At 72.7% G+C, this 14551-nt stretch carries 10 protein-coding genes; 7 read left to right on the top strand and 3 right to left on the bottom strand.

From position 1 onward, the window contains the following. Nucleotides 1–413: 413 nt before the first annotated feature. The 3 genes from ACZ3IG_RS34055 to ACZ3IG_RS34045 are packed head-to-tail and all read right to left on the bottom strand — an operon-like array spanning nt 414 to nt 5612. Complete coding sequence (locus tag ACZ3IG_RS34055; RefSeq protein WP_467436978.1) at nt 414–1889, bottom strand: maltokinase N-terminal cap-like domain-containing protein; 1476 nt, start codon at nt 1887–1889, stop codon at nt 414–416. Beyond that, nucleotides 1886–3640 (bottom strand): maltose alpha-D-glucosyltransferase, encoded by a 1755-nt coding sequence (gene treS / locus ACZ3IG_RS34050; protein WP_467436976.1) that lies wholly within the window; start codon nt 3638–3640, stop codon nt 1886–1888. Before treS ends, ACZ3IG_RS34055 begins: the two co-directional genes overlap by 4 nt. Further along, nucleotides 3633–5612 carry an alpha-1,4-glucan--maltose-1-phosphate maltosyltransferase gene (locus ACZ3IG_RS34045; protein WP_467436975.1) on the bottom strand — a complete coding sequence of 660 codons (1980 nt, stop codon included), beginning with the start codon at nt 5610–5612 and terminating at the stop codon, nt 3633–3635. The genes treS and ACZ3IG_RS34045 overlap by 8 nt, the downstream gene beginning before the upstream one ends. 430 nt (nt 5613–6042) lie before the next feature. On the opposite strand from ACZ3IG_RS34045, the gene ACZ3IG_RS34040 reads away from it, so the two are divergent. The 7 genes from ACZ3IG_RS34040 to ACZ3IG_RS34010 all read left to right on the top strand — a co-directional run bounded on the left by ACZ3IG_RS34040 (nt 6043) and on the right by ACZ3IG_RS34010 (nt 14195). Next, nucleotides 6043–6870 carry a type 1 glutamine amidotransferase domain-containing protein gene (locus ACZ3IG_RS34040; RefSeq protein ID WP_467436973.1) on the top strand — a complete coding sequence of 276 codons (828 nt, stop codon included), beginning with the start codon at nt 6043–6045 and terminating at the stop codon, nt 6868–6870. A gap of 40 nt (nt 6871–6910) precedes the next feature. Beyond that, nucleotides 6911–8521: a thiamine pyrophosphate-binding protein gene (locus ACZ3IG_RS34035; RefSeq protein WP_467436972.1), complete on the top strand. Its 1611-nt coding sequence runs from the start codon at nt 6911–6913 to the stop codon at nt 8519–8521. Nucleotides 8522–8555: 34 nt separating this feature from the next. Beyond that, nucleotides 8556–8969, top strand: coding sequence for a hypothetical protein (locus ACZ3IG_RS34030; RefSeq protein ID WP_467436971.1), 414 nt, complete (start codon nt 8556–8558; stop codon nt 8967–8969). A gap of 221 nt (nt 8970–9190) precedes the next feature. Beyond that, complete coding sequence (locus ACZ3IG_RS34025; protein WP_467436969.1) at nt 9191–9856, top strand: DJ-1/PfpI family protein; 666 nt, start codon at nt 9191–9193, stop codon at nt 9854–9856. Further along, nucleotides 9853–11676: an AGE family epimerase/isomerase gene (locus tag ACZ3IG_RS34020; protein ID WP_467436968.1), complete on the top strand. Its 1824-nt coding sequence runs from the start codon at nt 9853–9855 to the stop codon at nt 11674–11676. The genes ACZ3IG_RS34025 and ACZ3IG_RS34020 overlap by 4 nt, the downstream gene beginning before the upstream one ends. A gap of 2 nt (nt 11677–11678) precedes the next feature. Continuing rightward, nucleotides 11679–13790: a glycogen debranching protein gene (locus tag ACZ3IG_RS34015; RefSeq protein WP_467436967.1), complete on the top strand. Its 2112-nt coding sequence runs from the start codon at nt 11679–11681 to the stop codon at nt 13788–13790. A 78-nt stretch (nt 13791–13868) separates the two neighbouring features. Beyond that, complete coding sequence (locus tag ACZ3IG_RS34010) at nt 13869–14195, top strand: STAS domain-containing protein (protein ID WP_467436965.1); 327 nt, start codon at nt 13869–13871, stop codon at nt 14193–14195. The last annotated feature ends 356 nt before the right edge of the window (nt 14196–14551 follow it).

Genomic DNA, 14551 nt, shown 5'->3' with positions numbered 1-14551 from the left:
ATGGGCGCGGCGAAAGGGCGCCTGCGCATGCCGGAAAAATACCTGGCGGATGCCGGGCATTCGCAGAGGTGATGTCGCTTTTCAGCTGTATCAGCCGGGCGGGTGCCCCAGGGGGCCGTCGCCGGGGAGCGCGGTGGCGCGGTGGCGCCGACGACGGCCGGGTCCGGAGTGAACCGAACGGTAACTTTTTGCCGCCGGCCCGCCGGCGGCGCCCGGGGCGCGTCCCGGCGAGCGGCCGGGGCCGGTCCGGTGCCCGCGTATGACCTGCGACGACGCCGAGTGTGCGATCACGTTTCCCCCCGTGGTCCTCGGTTCCGTCCCGTGGCGCGCGAGGCACTTACGAGACGCTGCGGACACTAACCTACTCAACACTCGGTATGTTCATGCGGAGCCCGGGAGCGTTGACAAAGGCTTTACTGACCGGAGTCGGTGCCGAGGAGCCGGCCGATGGCGCGGAGCGGATTCCAGGCCCAGTCGGGGCGGTTGCGGGTCTCGTACAGCACCTCGTAGACGGCCTTGTCCAACTGGTACGCGGCCAGCAGCGGGGCGCGGGCACGGGAGCGCGGGTCCACGCGGGACGCGGCCGCGTAGCCGTCGCAGAAGGCCGCCTGCATACGCCGCGCCCACGCCTGCGCGACCGCCCCGGCGGGGCCCGGGACGCGGTCCGCGGCGCCCAGCACGTGGTACGCCGCATAGCTGAAGGACCGCAGCATGCCGGCGACGTCGCGCACCGGTGACGCCATGGCGCGGCGCTCCGTGAGGGGCCGCGCGGGCTCCCCCTCGAAGTCGATCAGCAGCCATCCGTCCGGGGCGCGGAGCACCTGTCCCAGGTGGAGGTCGCCGTGCACGCGCTGCACCCGGCCGGCGGCCTGCGGCTCCATGCCGGCCACCGCCGCGAACGCCTCGCGCAGCGCCTTCTCGTAGGGGGCGAGCCGCGGTACCGCCTCCAGCGCCAGGTCGAGACGGTTCGTCATGGCGCCCGCCAGGCGGGCCAGCCCGGGCCGGCCGAGGGGCCTGCTGCCGCCGGCGGCCGCCAGCTCACGGTGGACGGCCGCCACCGCCTCACCGAGCCGCCACGCCTCACCGACGCCCGCCGCCTCCGCGGTGCTCGCCGCCGTGCCGCCCCGAATCCCGCCGGCCGCGCCGGCACCGCCCGCCGGTGCGGCCGCCCCGCCGGGGAGCGGCAGGCGGCGCAGGTCGCGCAGGGCCAGGTCCCAGCCGCTCGGCGCGTCCTCGGCGTACTCCTGGAGCGTGGCGTACGTGGGCCCGTCCGCCGCCGGGCCCTCGATCGAACCCAGCAGCCGCGGCACATGGGCGGAGCCCGCCGTGTGCAGCATGCGGTGCAGCTCCAGGTCGGGGTTGCGGCCGGGGCCGAGCCTGCGGAAGACCTTCAGCAGGTAGCGGCCGTCCACCACCACCGAGCTGTTGCTCTGCTCGGCCCCGAGCGGCCGGCTCGACGGGACGGGGTGCGGCGGGCGCAGCCCGGGGCTCTCCGCGCGAAAGCGCAGCCCGTCGGTGCGGGTGCCGCGGGCGATCAGGCCCACGAGACACGAGGTCAGCTCCGGATCGGCCAGGGCGTCGTAGACGACGGTGTCCCGGTCGCGGGCGACGACGGCCGGGGCGCCGGCCGCCGCCGGGAGACGGCAGGACACCCCGAGCGGCACCTGGTAGTCCTCCGGCGGCCCTCCGTCGGCGAAGTGGGCGCGGGCCACCACGATCACGCCCTCGGGGCCGCCCGGCGGCCGTGCCTCGCGGAAGGGCAGACAGTGCTCCACACCGACGTGGCGCAGCGGCCGCCCCTTGCCCGCGAACCAGCGCTGCGTCGGCAGCCACACGGTCAGCGAGGCCGCGAGCCGCGCGCTCCAGGTGACACGGGCGGGCGTGGTCATGACGTCTCCTTCGCGTCCGTCAGGGAGAACCACAGGAACCCGTGTCCGCCCAGGGTGAGCCGGTAGGGGTCGCCGGTGACGCGGGGAAACGTGACGTCCCCGGTCAGCTCGGTCGGTACGGCGCCGGCCTCCGCGCCGAGGTGGAGGGTGGCCGGCTGCGGGGAGGCGGAGAAGTTGTGCACGCAGACCAGGACGTCCTCGTCGCCCTCCGGTGCGGTGAGCCGCCTGATGTAGGCGAGGACGGCCTCGTTGTCCGTCTCCAGTTCCTCGAAGGTGCCGAGCCCGAAGGCCGGGTGGCGGCGGCGCACGTCGAGCATGCGGCGGGTCCAGTGCAGCAGGGACGACTGCTCGGCCGCCTGCCGTTCGACGTTGACGGCCGCGTAGTCGTAGGCCGGGTCCATGACGACCGGCAGACCGAGGCGGCCCGGGTTCGCCGTGGAGAAGCCGGCGTTGCGGTCGGAGGACCACTGCATGGGGGTGCGGACCGCGTCGCGGTCGGGCAGCCAGATGTTGTCGCCCATGCCGATCTCGTCGCCGTAGTACAGGATCGGCGAGCCGGGCAGGGAGAGCAGCAGCGCGGTGAGCAGCTGGATCTGGTTGCGGTCGTTGTCGAGCAGCGGCGCGAGCCGTCTGCGGATACCGAGGTTGGCGCGCATCCGCGGGTCCTTGGCGTACTGCGCGTACATGTAGTCGCGTTCCTCGTCGGTCACCATTTCGAGGGTCAGCTCGTCGTGGTTGCGCAGGAAGATGCCCCACTGGCTGCCGGACGGGATCGGCGGTGTCTGGGCCAGTACTTCGGACACCGGCAGCCGGCTCTCGCGGCGCAGTGCCATGAAGATGCGCGGCATGAGGGGGAAGTGGAAGGCCATGTGCGCCTCGTCGCCGCCGGAGGGCGCGTCCCCGAAGTACTGCACGGCGTCGATGGGCCACTGGTTGGCCTCGGCCAGCAGCACACGGCCGGGGTACTCGTCGTCGACGATCTTGCGTACGAGCTTCAGGAAGTCGTGCGTCCGGGGCAGGTTCTCGCCGTTGGTGCCCTCCTCGACGAAGAGGTAGGGCACCGCGTCCATGCGGAAACCGTCGATGCCGAGGTCGAGCCAGAACCGCACGACGTCGAGCATGGCGTCCTGGACGCGGGGGTTGTCGTAGTTGAGGTCCGGCTGGTGGCTGAAGAAGCGGTGCCAGTAGAACTGGCCGCGCACCGGGTCGTGGTTCCAGTTGGACTCCTCCGTGTCCACGAAGATGACACGGGCGTCCGGGTAGCCGCTGTCGTCGTCGGCCCAGACGTAGAAGTCGCCGTAGGGCCCCTCCGGGTCGCGGCGGGAGGCCTGGAACCACGGGTGCTGGTCGGAGGTGTGGTTCATCACCAGGTCGGTGATGACGCGCATGCCCCGGTCGTGCGCGGCGTCCAGCAGCTCCACGAAGTCGGAGATGGTGCCGAACTCCGGCAGCACCGCCCGGTAGTCGCTGATGTCGTAGCCCCCGTCGCGCAGCGGAGAGGCGAAGAAGGGCGGCAGCCAGAGGCAGTCGACGCCCAGCCACTGGAGGTAGTCCAGCTTCTCGGTGAGCCCGCGCAGGTCGCCGGTGCCGTCGGCGTTGCTGTCGTAGAAGGAGCGGACGAGCACTTCGTAGAAGACCGCGCGCTTGTACCAGTGGGCGTCGACGGGCAGGGCCCGGGCGCTGTGGTAGTCCTCCGCGCGCACCTCGGGCAGGTCTCCCGCCCGTGTGCCGTCGCCGGGCCGCTCACTCATGACGGCTCCAGGTGATGATGCGGGCGACGGAGCCGGCGGGGTCGATCTTGACGGGGCTGCTGGTGTCCCAGACCACGTCGGCGCCGGTGAGTTCCTCGCGCGCGGCGAAACGCGCCCCGGCCGTCAGGCCGAGCGGCGCGGGGTCGAGGGTGACGGTTCCCTCCTGCGTCCGGTACGGATCGAGGGTGACGACGCACAGCACGGTGTCGCCGCCGGCCGGATCGGTCTTGGAAAAGGCGAGGAGCTGGTCGTTGTCCACCTCGTGGAAGCGCAGGTGGCGCAGCCGGCGCAGCGCGGGGTGCGCGCGGCGGATGCGGTTCAGCGCCGCGATCAGCGGCTCCAGGCTGCGCCCGGCCGCTCGCGCCGCCTCCCAGTCGCGGGGCCGCAGCTCGTACTTCTCGGAGTCCAGGTACTCCTCGCCGCCCCCGGCGCCGGCCAGGGCGCGGTGTTCGAGGATCTCGAAGCCCGAGTAGACGCCCCAGCTGGGGCAGAGCAGCGCGGCGAGCACGGCGCGCAGCGCGAAGGCCGCGGGGTGACCGTCCTGGAGGTGTCCGGGGAGGATGTCGGGGGTGTTGACGAAGAAGTTGGGGCGCAGGAAGTCGGCCGTGTCCACCAGTTCGGTGAGGTAGTCGGTCAGCTCCTGCTTCGTGGTGCGCCAGGTGAAGTAGGTGTACGACTGGGTGAAGCCGGCCTTCGCCAGCCCCTGGAGGACGGCGGGCCGGGTGAAGGCCTCGGCGAGGAAGACGACGTCCGGGTGGCTCTCCTTCACCTCCCGGATGAGCCGGTTCCAGAAGACGGCCGGCTTGGTGTGGGGGTTGTCGACGCGGAACACCGTCACCCCGTGGCCGATCCAGTGCATGACAATCCGGAGCAGCTCGGCGTAGAGCCCGTCCGGGTCGTTGTCGAAGTTCAGCGGATAGATGTCCTGGTAGGCCTTGGGCGGGTTCTCCGCGTAGGCGATGGTGCCGTCGGGGCGTGCGGTGAACCATTCCGGGTGGCTGCGCACCCAGGGGTGGTCGGGGGAGCACTGGAAGGCCAGGTCCAGGGCGACTTCCAGGCCGAGGGCGCCCGCCGACGCGACGAAACCGTCGAAGTCGTCGAGGGTGCCCAGCTGCGGGTGGACGGCGTCGTGGCCGCCGTCCGCCGAGCCGATCGCCCAGGGGGACCCGACGTCGTCCGGGCGGCTGGTCAGGGAGTTGTTGCGGCCCTTGCGGTGGGTGTGGCCGATGGGGTGGACGGGTGGCAGGTAGACCACGTCGAAGCCCATCCGGGCGATGCGGGGCAGTTCCCTGGCGGCGGTGGCGAAGGTGCCGTGGACGGGTTTCCCGTCACGGTCGCGGCCCCCTGTCGACCGGGGGAAGAACTCGTACCAGGCGCCGGCCAGCGCCAGCTCGCGGTCGACCCGCACCTGGCGGCTCGGTCCCCGGGTGAGCAGTTCGCGCAGGGGGTGCAGTGCGACGGCCGCGGCCACGCCGGGGGCGAGGGCGGCGGCGGTGCGCTCAGCGGGCGGGAGCCGCCGGTCGCGCAGCCGTTCGGCGGCGGCGAGCAGCCCGCGGTCCCCGCCGTCCGCCCGGCGGGCGTGCCGCTCCAGCAGCCGGGCGCCGCTCTCCAGGTCGTTGGCCAGCTCATCGGCGTCCTGTCCGGCCGCGAGCTTGGCGCGCACGGCGGCGCACCAGGTGGTCCACGGGTCGCCCCAGGCGTCGACCCGGTAGGTCCACATGCCCGGGCGGTCCGGTACCACCGTCGCCGACCAGCGGTCCAGGCCCTCGTCGAGCAGGGTCATGGGGACACCGGCGGCTCCCGGCCGGTCCGGTCCCGGGCCGCGCCACAGCACCGAGGCGGCCAGCGCCTCGTGTCCCTCGCGCCAGATCGTCGCCTCTATGGGGACGTGCTCGCCGACCACCGCTTTGGCGGGGAACGCCCCGCCCTCCACGGTCGGCGACACATCGCCTATGGATATGCGTCCGCTCATTCGTGAAAGCCCTCTCTTTCCGCGTTTTCTCCACCCTCGGGGCGGCGGGATGCCGAGGGAAGCATTCCGGCCGTATCGCGGTGCACTTCGCGGACTTGGCCAAGTGGCGGCGTAAATGCGGGAGGCGGGAATTCCGGTGCGGAACCGGGGGCGAATGCTGCTGGCCGGCTCTGTTGCGGGCTTGCTCAACCGCAGGTCAGTGATGGTGCGGGTAGGCGGGTGTTCACTCTGGCACAGTCTCGGGTGCCCGGACGGCGGCTGCCCGGGCCGGTGCGCGACTGCGTCAACTTCCCATAGTTGCAGTCATGTCCGAGCCGTTCGTTGCGGCATGTATCAATTCCCGTATCTACTCGGTCCTGTTCGGCGGAGGTCATTCTCCACCGGCTGCGGGGACCGACCCGCGTAACTCGTGATTCACACGGAGGAAAAAATGTCGCAACGAATTCTCGTGGTGCTTTCGGAATACGGTTATTGGGGTGAGGAACTCGTCGGCCCGCTGGAGGCGTTCGACGCCCGCGGGTACCGCGTCACCTTCGCCACGCCCACCGGCAAGCGGGCCCGCGCGCTGCCGCCGAGCCTCGACCCCGACTACATCGACCCGCCGCTGGGCCGCTCCGTCACCAGCCACGACATGGCCCGCAAGGCCCGGGCGCTCGACGAGTCCTTGCGCCTCGACAACCCGCTGAGCCTGGCGGACCTGATTCCGGAGCGCCCGTACTACAGCGCCCTCAACCACCTGCGGGAGCTGGAGGACTACAACCGCCGGCTCCAGTCCGCCACGTCCGACCTGGTGGCAGGGTTCGACGCGCTCGTCATCGTGGGCGGCAGCGGCCCGATCGTGGACCTCGCCAACAACGAGCGGCTGCACGAGGTCGTCCTGGCCTTCGCCGCCGCCGACAAGCCGATCCTCGCCGAGTGCTACGGCGTGGCCGTGCTGGCCTTCGCCCGGGACCTGGAGACGCGGGAGAGCCTGCTTCGGGGCAAGCACGTGACCGGGCACCCCAAGGAGTACGACTACAAGGACGGCACCGGCTTCATCGGCGTGGACTTCAACATGGGCCCGCCGCCGTACCCGCTGGAGTACATCCTGCGCGACGCCACCGGGCCCGAGGGCGGCTTCCACGGCAACGTCGGCAAGGAGACGTCCGTCATCGTCGACCACCCCTTCGTCACCGGCCGGTCCACCCCGGACTCCGTCCTCTCCGGCGAGCTGCTGGTGCAGACGCTGGAGAACGGCCTGCGCCGGTACGGCTGGTAGGGCTGCGCACCACATCCCCGATCGGAGGAAGGACAGCACCATGCGAGCCAGACCAGGGAAGACCGCTGTTTTCGAGCAGTTCGCGGCCGACGGCATCACCTACATGTTCGGGAACCCGGGCACCGTCGAACAGGGCTTCCTGGACGAGGTGCGACGGTCCGGCGTCTCCTACCTGCTGGGGCTCCACGAGGGCGTCGCGGTGGGCATGGCGGACGGCTACGCCCGCGCCGCCCAGCGGCCCGCCCTGGTCCAGCTCCACAGCGGGGTCGGCCTGGGCAACGGCATCGGCATGCTCTACCAGGCCAAGCGGGGCGGTTCACCGCTGGTGGTCCTGGTGGGCGAGGCCGGTGTGCGCTACGACGCGATGGACGGGCAGATGGCGGCCGACCTCGTGTCCATGGCGAAACCCGTGACCAAGTACGCGACCCGCGTACTGGACCCGGCGTCGACCCTGCGGGTGCTGCGGCGCGCCGTCAAGATCGCCATGACGCCGCCCCGCGGCCCCGTCGTGGTGGTGCTTCCGGCCGACGTGCTCGACCAGATCACCACCGAACCCGCCGTCCCCACGCCCCTGCTCGACACGAGCGCCGCGCCGGCCCCCGCCACCGTGTCGCGCGCCGCCGACATCCTGCTCGGCGCGCGGCGCCCGCTCGTCCTGATGGGCGACGGGGTGGCGGTCAGCGGGGCACAGGAGGAACTCACCCGGGTCGCCGAGCGGCTGGGCGCCCCGGTGTGGGGGGTCAACTCCTCCGAGACCAACTTCGACACCACGCACGCGCTGTACGGCGGGCAGCTCGGCCACATGTTCGGCGCGGACAGCGCCCGGGTGGTCCGTGACGCCGACGGCGTCCTGATCGTGGGCACCTATGTCTTCCCCGAGGTCTTCCCCTCGCTCCAGAGCCCCTTCCGGGACGACGCCCGCATCGTCCACATCGACCTGGACGCGTACGAGATCGCGAAGAACTTCCCCGTGGAGCTGGGCGTGGTCGCCGACCCCCGGGCGGCGCTCGGGGCACTCGCCGGCGAACTCGAACGGCGGGGCCCGCTCACACCGCGGGCACCGGCAGCCGCCCGCCCGCCCGCCCCGGCCGCCACCGACGGGGAATCCCTGATGGAGCGCTTCGTGCGGGAGCTGTCCGCGCAGGCCCCCGCCGACCTGGCCGTCTTCGACGAGGCGCTGACCGCGTCGGGCCCGATCGCCGCCCACCTGCCGGCGCGGCGCCCCGGGGACTTCTTCCAGACCCGCGGCGGCTCCCTGGGCGTCGGCATCCCCGGCGCGCTCGGCGTCAAGCTGGCCCGCCCCGAGCTGCCCGTCGTGGGCTTCACCGGCGACGGCGGCAGCATGTACACCATCCAGGCGCTGTGGACCGCGGCCCGCTACGGCATCGACGCCAAGCTGGTGATCTGCAACAACCGCCGCTACCGGCTCCTGGACCTGAACATCGAGCAGTACTGGCGCGAGCTGGGCATTGCGCCGCACGCCGGGCCGGACGCCTTCGACCTGTCCGATCCGGAACTCCGCTTCAGCGCCCTGGCCGAGTCCATGGGCGTGCCCGCCCGGCGGGTGGAGCGGCCGGACCAGGTGGAGCAGGCGGTGCGCACCATGCTCGCCCACCAGGGCCCCTACCTCATCGACCTGGCCACCGGCTGAGGGCGCCCGAGCGCGCACCCGAAAGGACATCACCATGACATCTGCCCCCTCCCGGCCCGTACTCTGCGTGGACGCCGTCCACCGGCTCGTCGACCAGTGGCGCGCGGCGCTCGCCCGGCGGGCACCGGTGGAGGAACTGCTGCCCCACCTGGCCAACGGCCTGCTGGTGGACCTGCCGGGCCGCATCGTGCGGGGCACCCAGGACTTCAGGCACTGGTACGGGCAGAGCGGCGGCCAGGCCGCGCTCTGCGACGACCGCCCCGGCGCGGACGAGGTCCGCGTCCGGGTGGTCTCCCCCGTCCACGCCCAGGTCACCCTCCAGGACCCCGGCTCGCCGCCCGACGCCCCGGCCCCGCTCGCCCGCCAGACGTGGTGGGTCGTCCTCCAGGACGGCGTACCGCGCATCCGCACCATGGCGTTCCACCAGCCGGCTCCGCAGCCCGCCTGAGCCGGCACCGCCCCCGGCGGCCCGGGGCCGGCACACCACCACCCCGGGCCGCCCCCTTCCTTTCTCCGCGCCGGACCGGCCCGCCGCCTTCGTACCGGAGCCCGGCCCGGCCCGCCGCCTTCGTACCGCACCCACCCGCTCCGACCCGCCCCGCCCCGCTCCGACCCGCCCCGACCCGCTCCGCCCCGCTCCGACCGACGAACGGAAGAGGACCGACCGACATGACCACCGCGACACCGTCCGCGATCCTGCCTCCCGGGCGCCTGCCCGGCCGCCGGGTAGGCATCCTCATGGAGAACGACTTCGTCGAGGACGAGATCGCCTACTACCAGCACCGGTTCCTGGAGGAGGGCGCCGAGGTCGTCCTGCTGACCCGGCTGTGGGGCCGCCCCTCGCTCACCTTCCGCGGGCACGACCACCGCGCCGAGGTGACCGTCCACCACGACCTGGAGAGCCTCGACTACGGGGAACTCTCCCAGTACTCCGCCCTGATCGTGCCCTCCGGCATGGTCGCCGACCGCCTGCGCTACAGCGAGGACGTGACCCAGCAGGCGCCCGCCGTCGACCTCCTGCGCCGCGCCTTCCGCCTCCCGCACCTCATCAAGGCCTTCTCCTGCCACGGCCTGCTGCTCATGTCGGCCGCCCGCGACAGCGTGCGCGACCGGCGGGTCACCGCCCACAACAACCTGGTCGGCGACGTCCGCAACATGGGCGCCGTCTACACCGACCAGGACCTGGTCGTCGACGGCGACCTGGTGACCTCGCGCACCGTGGACGAGCGCCACCTGCTCACCCGCGCGGTCATCGAACTCCTCGCGGCGACGGCGCAGGACCCGGCGGCGGCGCAGGACCCGGCGGCGGCGCAGGACCCGGCGGTGGCGCGGTGAACGCCGGCCCGGCCGCCGCGGTCCCCTTCACCTTCTCCGACCGCACGGCCGGTTACGTCGTGGGGCGCCGCGGCCGCGAGGTCGAACTGCGCACCCTCGACGGGCGCCCGGTCACCCTGCACCTGACGGACGTCACCTACGCCCACCGGATGCGCAACCTGGGCGAGCCCTACCAGGACGCCACCGGCAGCATGGACGAGCACCTGCGCCCCGGCGCCTTCCTCTTCAGCTACGGGCCGGTGTACCCGGAGGGCGGGGAGCTGCACTACCAGGCGACCGAGCTGATCTTCGTCACCGAGGCCGGCGGCACGCCGCCGTACGAGAGGGCGGGCTGGTGGACCTCCCAGCTGGGCCGGCTCGCGTCCTTCTACCGCACCTCGCAGTTCGGCACCGGCCCGGCCGACTTCGCCGACTACCGGACCGAGATCCGGGCGGGCGGCGCGAAGACCGGGCGCCACGTCCAGGAGACCGACACGATCTCCCGCATGGTCTACGGCATGGCCACCGCCTACATGCTCACCGGCGAGGAGGACTTCCTGGACGTGGCCGAGAGCGGTTCGAGATACCTGCACGACCACATGCGCTTCAGCGACCCGGCCGAGGACATCGTCTACTGGTACCACGGCATCGATGTGCGGGGACCGCGCGAGAGCAAGCTGTTCGCCTCCGAGTTCGGCGACGACTACCGGGCCATCCCCGCCTACGAGCAGATCTACGCGCTGGTGGGCCTCACCCAGACGTACCGCCTGACCGGCGACCCGGTCATCCGCGCCGACATCGAGGGCACGGTGCGGCTCTTCGAACGCTGCTTCGCGGACCGCAGACTCGGCGGCTACTACTCCCACATCGACCCGGTGACGCTCAGCCCGCACAGCGACGCCCTCGGACCCAACCGCTCCCGGAAGAACTGGAACTCGGTGGGCGACCACGCCCCGGCCTACCTCTTCAACCTGTTCCTCGCCACCGGGGAGGAACGCTACCGCCGCATACTCGAACATACATTTGACATGATTGTCACCCATATGCCGGACAGGAACAGCCCCTTCGTCAACGAACGCTTCCACGCCGACTGGACGCCCGACACCACCTGGGGATGGCAGCAGGACCGGGCCGTCATCGGGCACAACCTGAAGATCGCCTGGAACCTCATGCGGATGAACGCCACCACGCCCAAGCGCGAGTACCTGGCGCTCGCGGAGCGGATCGGCGCGACCATGCCCGGCGTCGGCCGGGACCCGCAGCGCGGCGGCTGGTACGACATGGTGCAGCGGCTGCCGGAGCGCGGCCGGCACCCCTTCGTCTGGCACGACCGCAAGACCTGGTGGCAGCAGGAGCAGGCGATCCTCGCCTACCTGGTGCTGGCCGGGCACACCGGTGACCAGGACGCGCTGCTGCACGCCCGCGAGGCGTCGGCCTTCTACAACGCCTTCTTCCTCGACCACGACGAGGGCGGTGTGCACTTCACGGTCCTGGCCGACGGACTGCCCTACCTGGTGGGCGACGAACGCCTCAAGGGCAGCCACGCGATGAGCATGTACCACAAGGCCGAACTCGCCTACCTGGCCGAGGTCTACACCCGTCTCCTCGTCCACCGCGAACCGCTCGACCTGTGGTTCCGGCCCGGCGCAGGCGCCCACTTCCCGCAGCGGCTCCTGCGCGTCGCGCCCGACGTGCTGCCGCCGGGGCGCGTGGAGCTGGAGTCGGTGCGTGTCGACGGCGCTCCCCACACCGACTTCGACGCCCGGTCGATGACAGTGTCGCTGCCGGACACCGGCGACAGGAGCACCGTCCGGGTCCGGCTGCGCCCCGTCCGGTCGTGACCATGGCCCGCACGTGCGCACCGCACGACGGCCGGCCGCCGGCGCCCGGCCCCGCAACACGCCCGGGCCGGCCGGCGCCCGGCCTCGGCACCCGCCCGGGCCGGCCGGCGCCCCTGGGGGCCACCGTGGTCCCCGCGGGCGTCAACTTCGCCGTGTGCGCACCCGGCGCCCGGGCGCTGTGGCTGGTGCTGATGGCGCCGGAGAGCGGCGATGTCGTCGCCGAACTGCCGTTCCCCGAGGACGGCAGGACGGGCGACGTCTTCGCCGTCACCGTCTCCGGGCCCGGCGTCGAACAGCTCCACTACGGCTACCGCGCCGGCACCGGGGCGGGCACCGCCGCCGCCCCGGTGCTCCTCGACCCCCGCGCGCGCGGGCTCGCGGGCGGGGGCGCCTGGGGCGAGCGGCCCCGCTACCGCTCACAGATCGGCGAGGACACCTTCGACTGGGGCGGTACGCGGCGGCCGCGCACCGCCCCGGAGGACCTCGTCGTCTACGAGCTGCACGTCCGCGGCTTCACCCGCGACCCCAGCTCCCGGGTGGCGCGCCCGGGCACCTACGCCGGCCTGCGCGAGAAGATCCCGTACCTGCTCGGCCTCGGCGTCAACTGCGTCGAGCTGCTGCCCGTCTTCGAGTTCGACGAGACGGACAACACGTACACCTCTCCCGAGACCGGCGCCCCGCTGCTCAACTACTGGGGTTACAACCCCGTCGGCTTCTTCGCGCCCAAGGCCGCCTACGCGGCGACGCCCACCCCGGACGCGGCGGCGAGGGAACTCAAGGAACTGGTCAGGGCGCTGCACGAGGCGGGGATCGCGGTCGTCCTCGACGTGGTCTTCAACCACACCGCCGAAGGCGACCACCGCGGACCGACCCAGTCCCTGCGGGGTCTGGACGCGCCGGCGTCGTACCTGATGACCCCGGACGGCGGCTACCGCAACCTCACCGCCACCGGCAACACCGTCAACGCCAACCACCCCAGGATGCGGGCCCTGATCCTGGACTCCCTGCGCCACTGGGCGACCGAGTACCGCGTCGACGGCTTCCGGTTCGACATGGCGTGCATCCTGGCGCGCGGGCAGGACGGCGAACTCCTCGACAACCCGCCGCTGCTGGAGGACATCGCGCACGACCCCGTGCTGGCCGACCGGCTCCTGGTCGCCGAGGCCACCGACGCCACCGGGCTCGACCTGACCGGCCGCTTCCCCTCCTACGGGCGGTGGAGCGAGTGGAACGCCCGCTACCGGGACGACATCCGCCGCTTCCTCCTCGGCCGCCCGGGCAGCGCCGCCGCCTTCGCACCGCGCCTGCTCGGCTCGCCCGACCTCTACGGCGCACGGACCGCTGCCGCCTCCGTCAACTACATCACCTGCCACGACGGGATGACCCTCGCGGACCTCACCTCCTACGACGAGCGGCACAACCACGCCAACGGCGAGGGCGGCGCGGACGGCATCCCCGACGAGGACAGCTGGAACTGCGGCCACGAGGGCCCCACCGGTGACCCGGCCGTCCTCCTGACCCGGGACCGGCAGCGGCGCACCGCGCTGGCGCTGCTGTTCCTCAGCCAGGGGGTGCCGATGCTGCTCGCCGGTGACGAGTTCGGCCGCACCCAGCAGGGCAACAACAACGCCTACAGCCAGGACAACCCGATCAGCTGGCTGGACTGGACGGGCACCCGTACCCACGCGGACCTCCTCCGCTTCACCCGGCGGTGCGTCGCCTTCCGGCGCGCGCACCCGGTCCTGCGGCGCGTCCGGCACCCCGGCGGCGCCACGCCCGAGGGCTGGAAGCTGCCGCCGGTGAGCTGGCACGGGGAACGGCCCGGGGAGCCGGACTGGAGTGACGGTTCGACCCTGCTGGCCGTCCTGCTGCACCAGGAGCCTCCCGAGGGCGTCCCGGACACCGTGTTCATCGCGGTCAACACCGGCCGCGCCGACCGCGCCGTCGAACCGCCCGCACCCCCGCCCGGTACGCACTGGCGCCTGTCCCTGGACACCGGCGCGGCCACACAGCCGCAGGCCCCGGTGCCGCCCGGACACGTCCACGGACCGGCCGCCCTCCGGCTGGCCCCCCACACGGCGGTCGCCCTGACCGCACACCCGGACGGCCCCTGAACGGAACCGTCCTGCCACTCGCCCGGCCGGCTCCCGAGCGGGGCCAGCCGGCCGCACACCCGACGAAAGGACATGACCATGGCTTTCGACGCCTACCTGGGCTTCGCCGCGACCACCGCGAGCATTCACCTCGCCGGCGACCTCTCGGAACACGATGTGCCCCGGCTGCACTCGCTGATCGACCAGGCCGCGCGGCAGCCGGTGCGCCGGCTGGTGCTGGACACGGCGGAGCTGACGTCGATGGACGCCGGCGGCGCCCGCTGCCTGGCCTTCGCCCAGCAACAGCTCCCCGCGGGCGCGGAGATCGTCGTGGACGGCGCCGGTGACGCCGTCCTGGAGGCCCTGCGCTTCAGCGGCCTCGACCGTTCGGTCACCGTGGTCGCGGCCCGGGTGCCCGTGGCGTAAGCACCACACGCGGTACGACAGCGGCGGCCGGCCCCGGAAGGGACCGGCCGGCCGTTCGCATGCCGCACGCGCCTGCCACACCACGCGTACGCGTGTGCCATGCCATGCCGCGCCCGTACGCGTGTGCCGTGCCGTGCCGGTACATGTGCGCCGTGCCGTACGCGTGTGCCATGCCATGCCGCGCCCGTACGCGTGTGCCGCGCCATGCCGCGCCCGTTCCCGTGTGCCGTGCCGTGCCGGTACGCGTGTGCCGTGTGCCGTGCCGTGCCGGTACGCGTGTGCCGTGCGTTCGCGTGTGCCGTGCCAGTACGGGTGTGCCGTGCCCCGCACGCGTGTGCCGTGCCGTACGGGCCCGC

The organism is Streptomyces sp. NPDC016677, from assembly GCF_055562815.1.
This window is presented reverse-complemented; position numbering and strand designations above follow the sequence as displayed.

Bases quoted from the DNA above. Each gene is read 5' to 3' on its own strand.
- ACZ3IG_RS34055 (WP_467436978.1), bottom strand. From the start codon at position 1,889: ATGACCACGCCCGCCCGTGTCACCTGGAGCGCGCGGCTCGCGGCCTCG.
- treS (WP_467436976.1), bottom strand. From the start codon at position 3,640: ATGAGTGAGCGGCCCGGCGACGGCACACGGGCGGGAGACCTGCCCGAG.
- ACZ3IG_RS34045 (WP_467436975.1), bottom strand. From the start codon at position 5,612: ATGAGCGGACGCATATCCATAGGCGATGTGTCGCCGACCGTGGAGGGC.
- ACZ3IG_RS34040 (WP_467436973.1), top strand. From the start codon at position 6,043: ATGTCGCAACGAATTCTCGTGGTGCTTTCGGAATACGGTTATTGGGGT.
- ACZ3IG_RS34035 (WP_467436972.1), top strand. From the start codon at position 6,911: ATGCGAGCCAGACCAGGGAAGACCGCTGTTTTCGAGCAGTTCGCGGCC.
- ACZ3IG_RS34030 (WP_467436971.1), top strand. From the start codon at position 8,556: ATGACATCTGCCCCCTCCCGGCCCGTACTCTGCGTGGACGCCGTCCAC.
- ACZ3IG_RS34025 (WP_467436969.1), top strand. From the start codon at position 9,191: ATGACCACCGCGACACCGTCCGCGATCCTGCCTCCCGGGCGCCTGCCC.
- ACZ3IG_RS34015 (WP_467436967.1), top strand. From the start codon at position 11,679: ATGGCCCGCACGTGCGCACCGCACGACGGCCGGCCGCCGGCGCCCGGC.
- ACZ3IG_RS34010 (WP_467436965.1), top strand. From the start codon at position 13,869: ATGGCTTTCGACGCCTACCTGGGCTTCGCCGCGACCACCGCGAGCATT.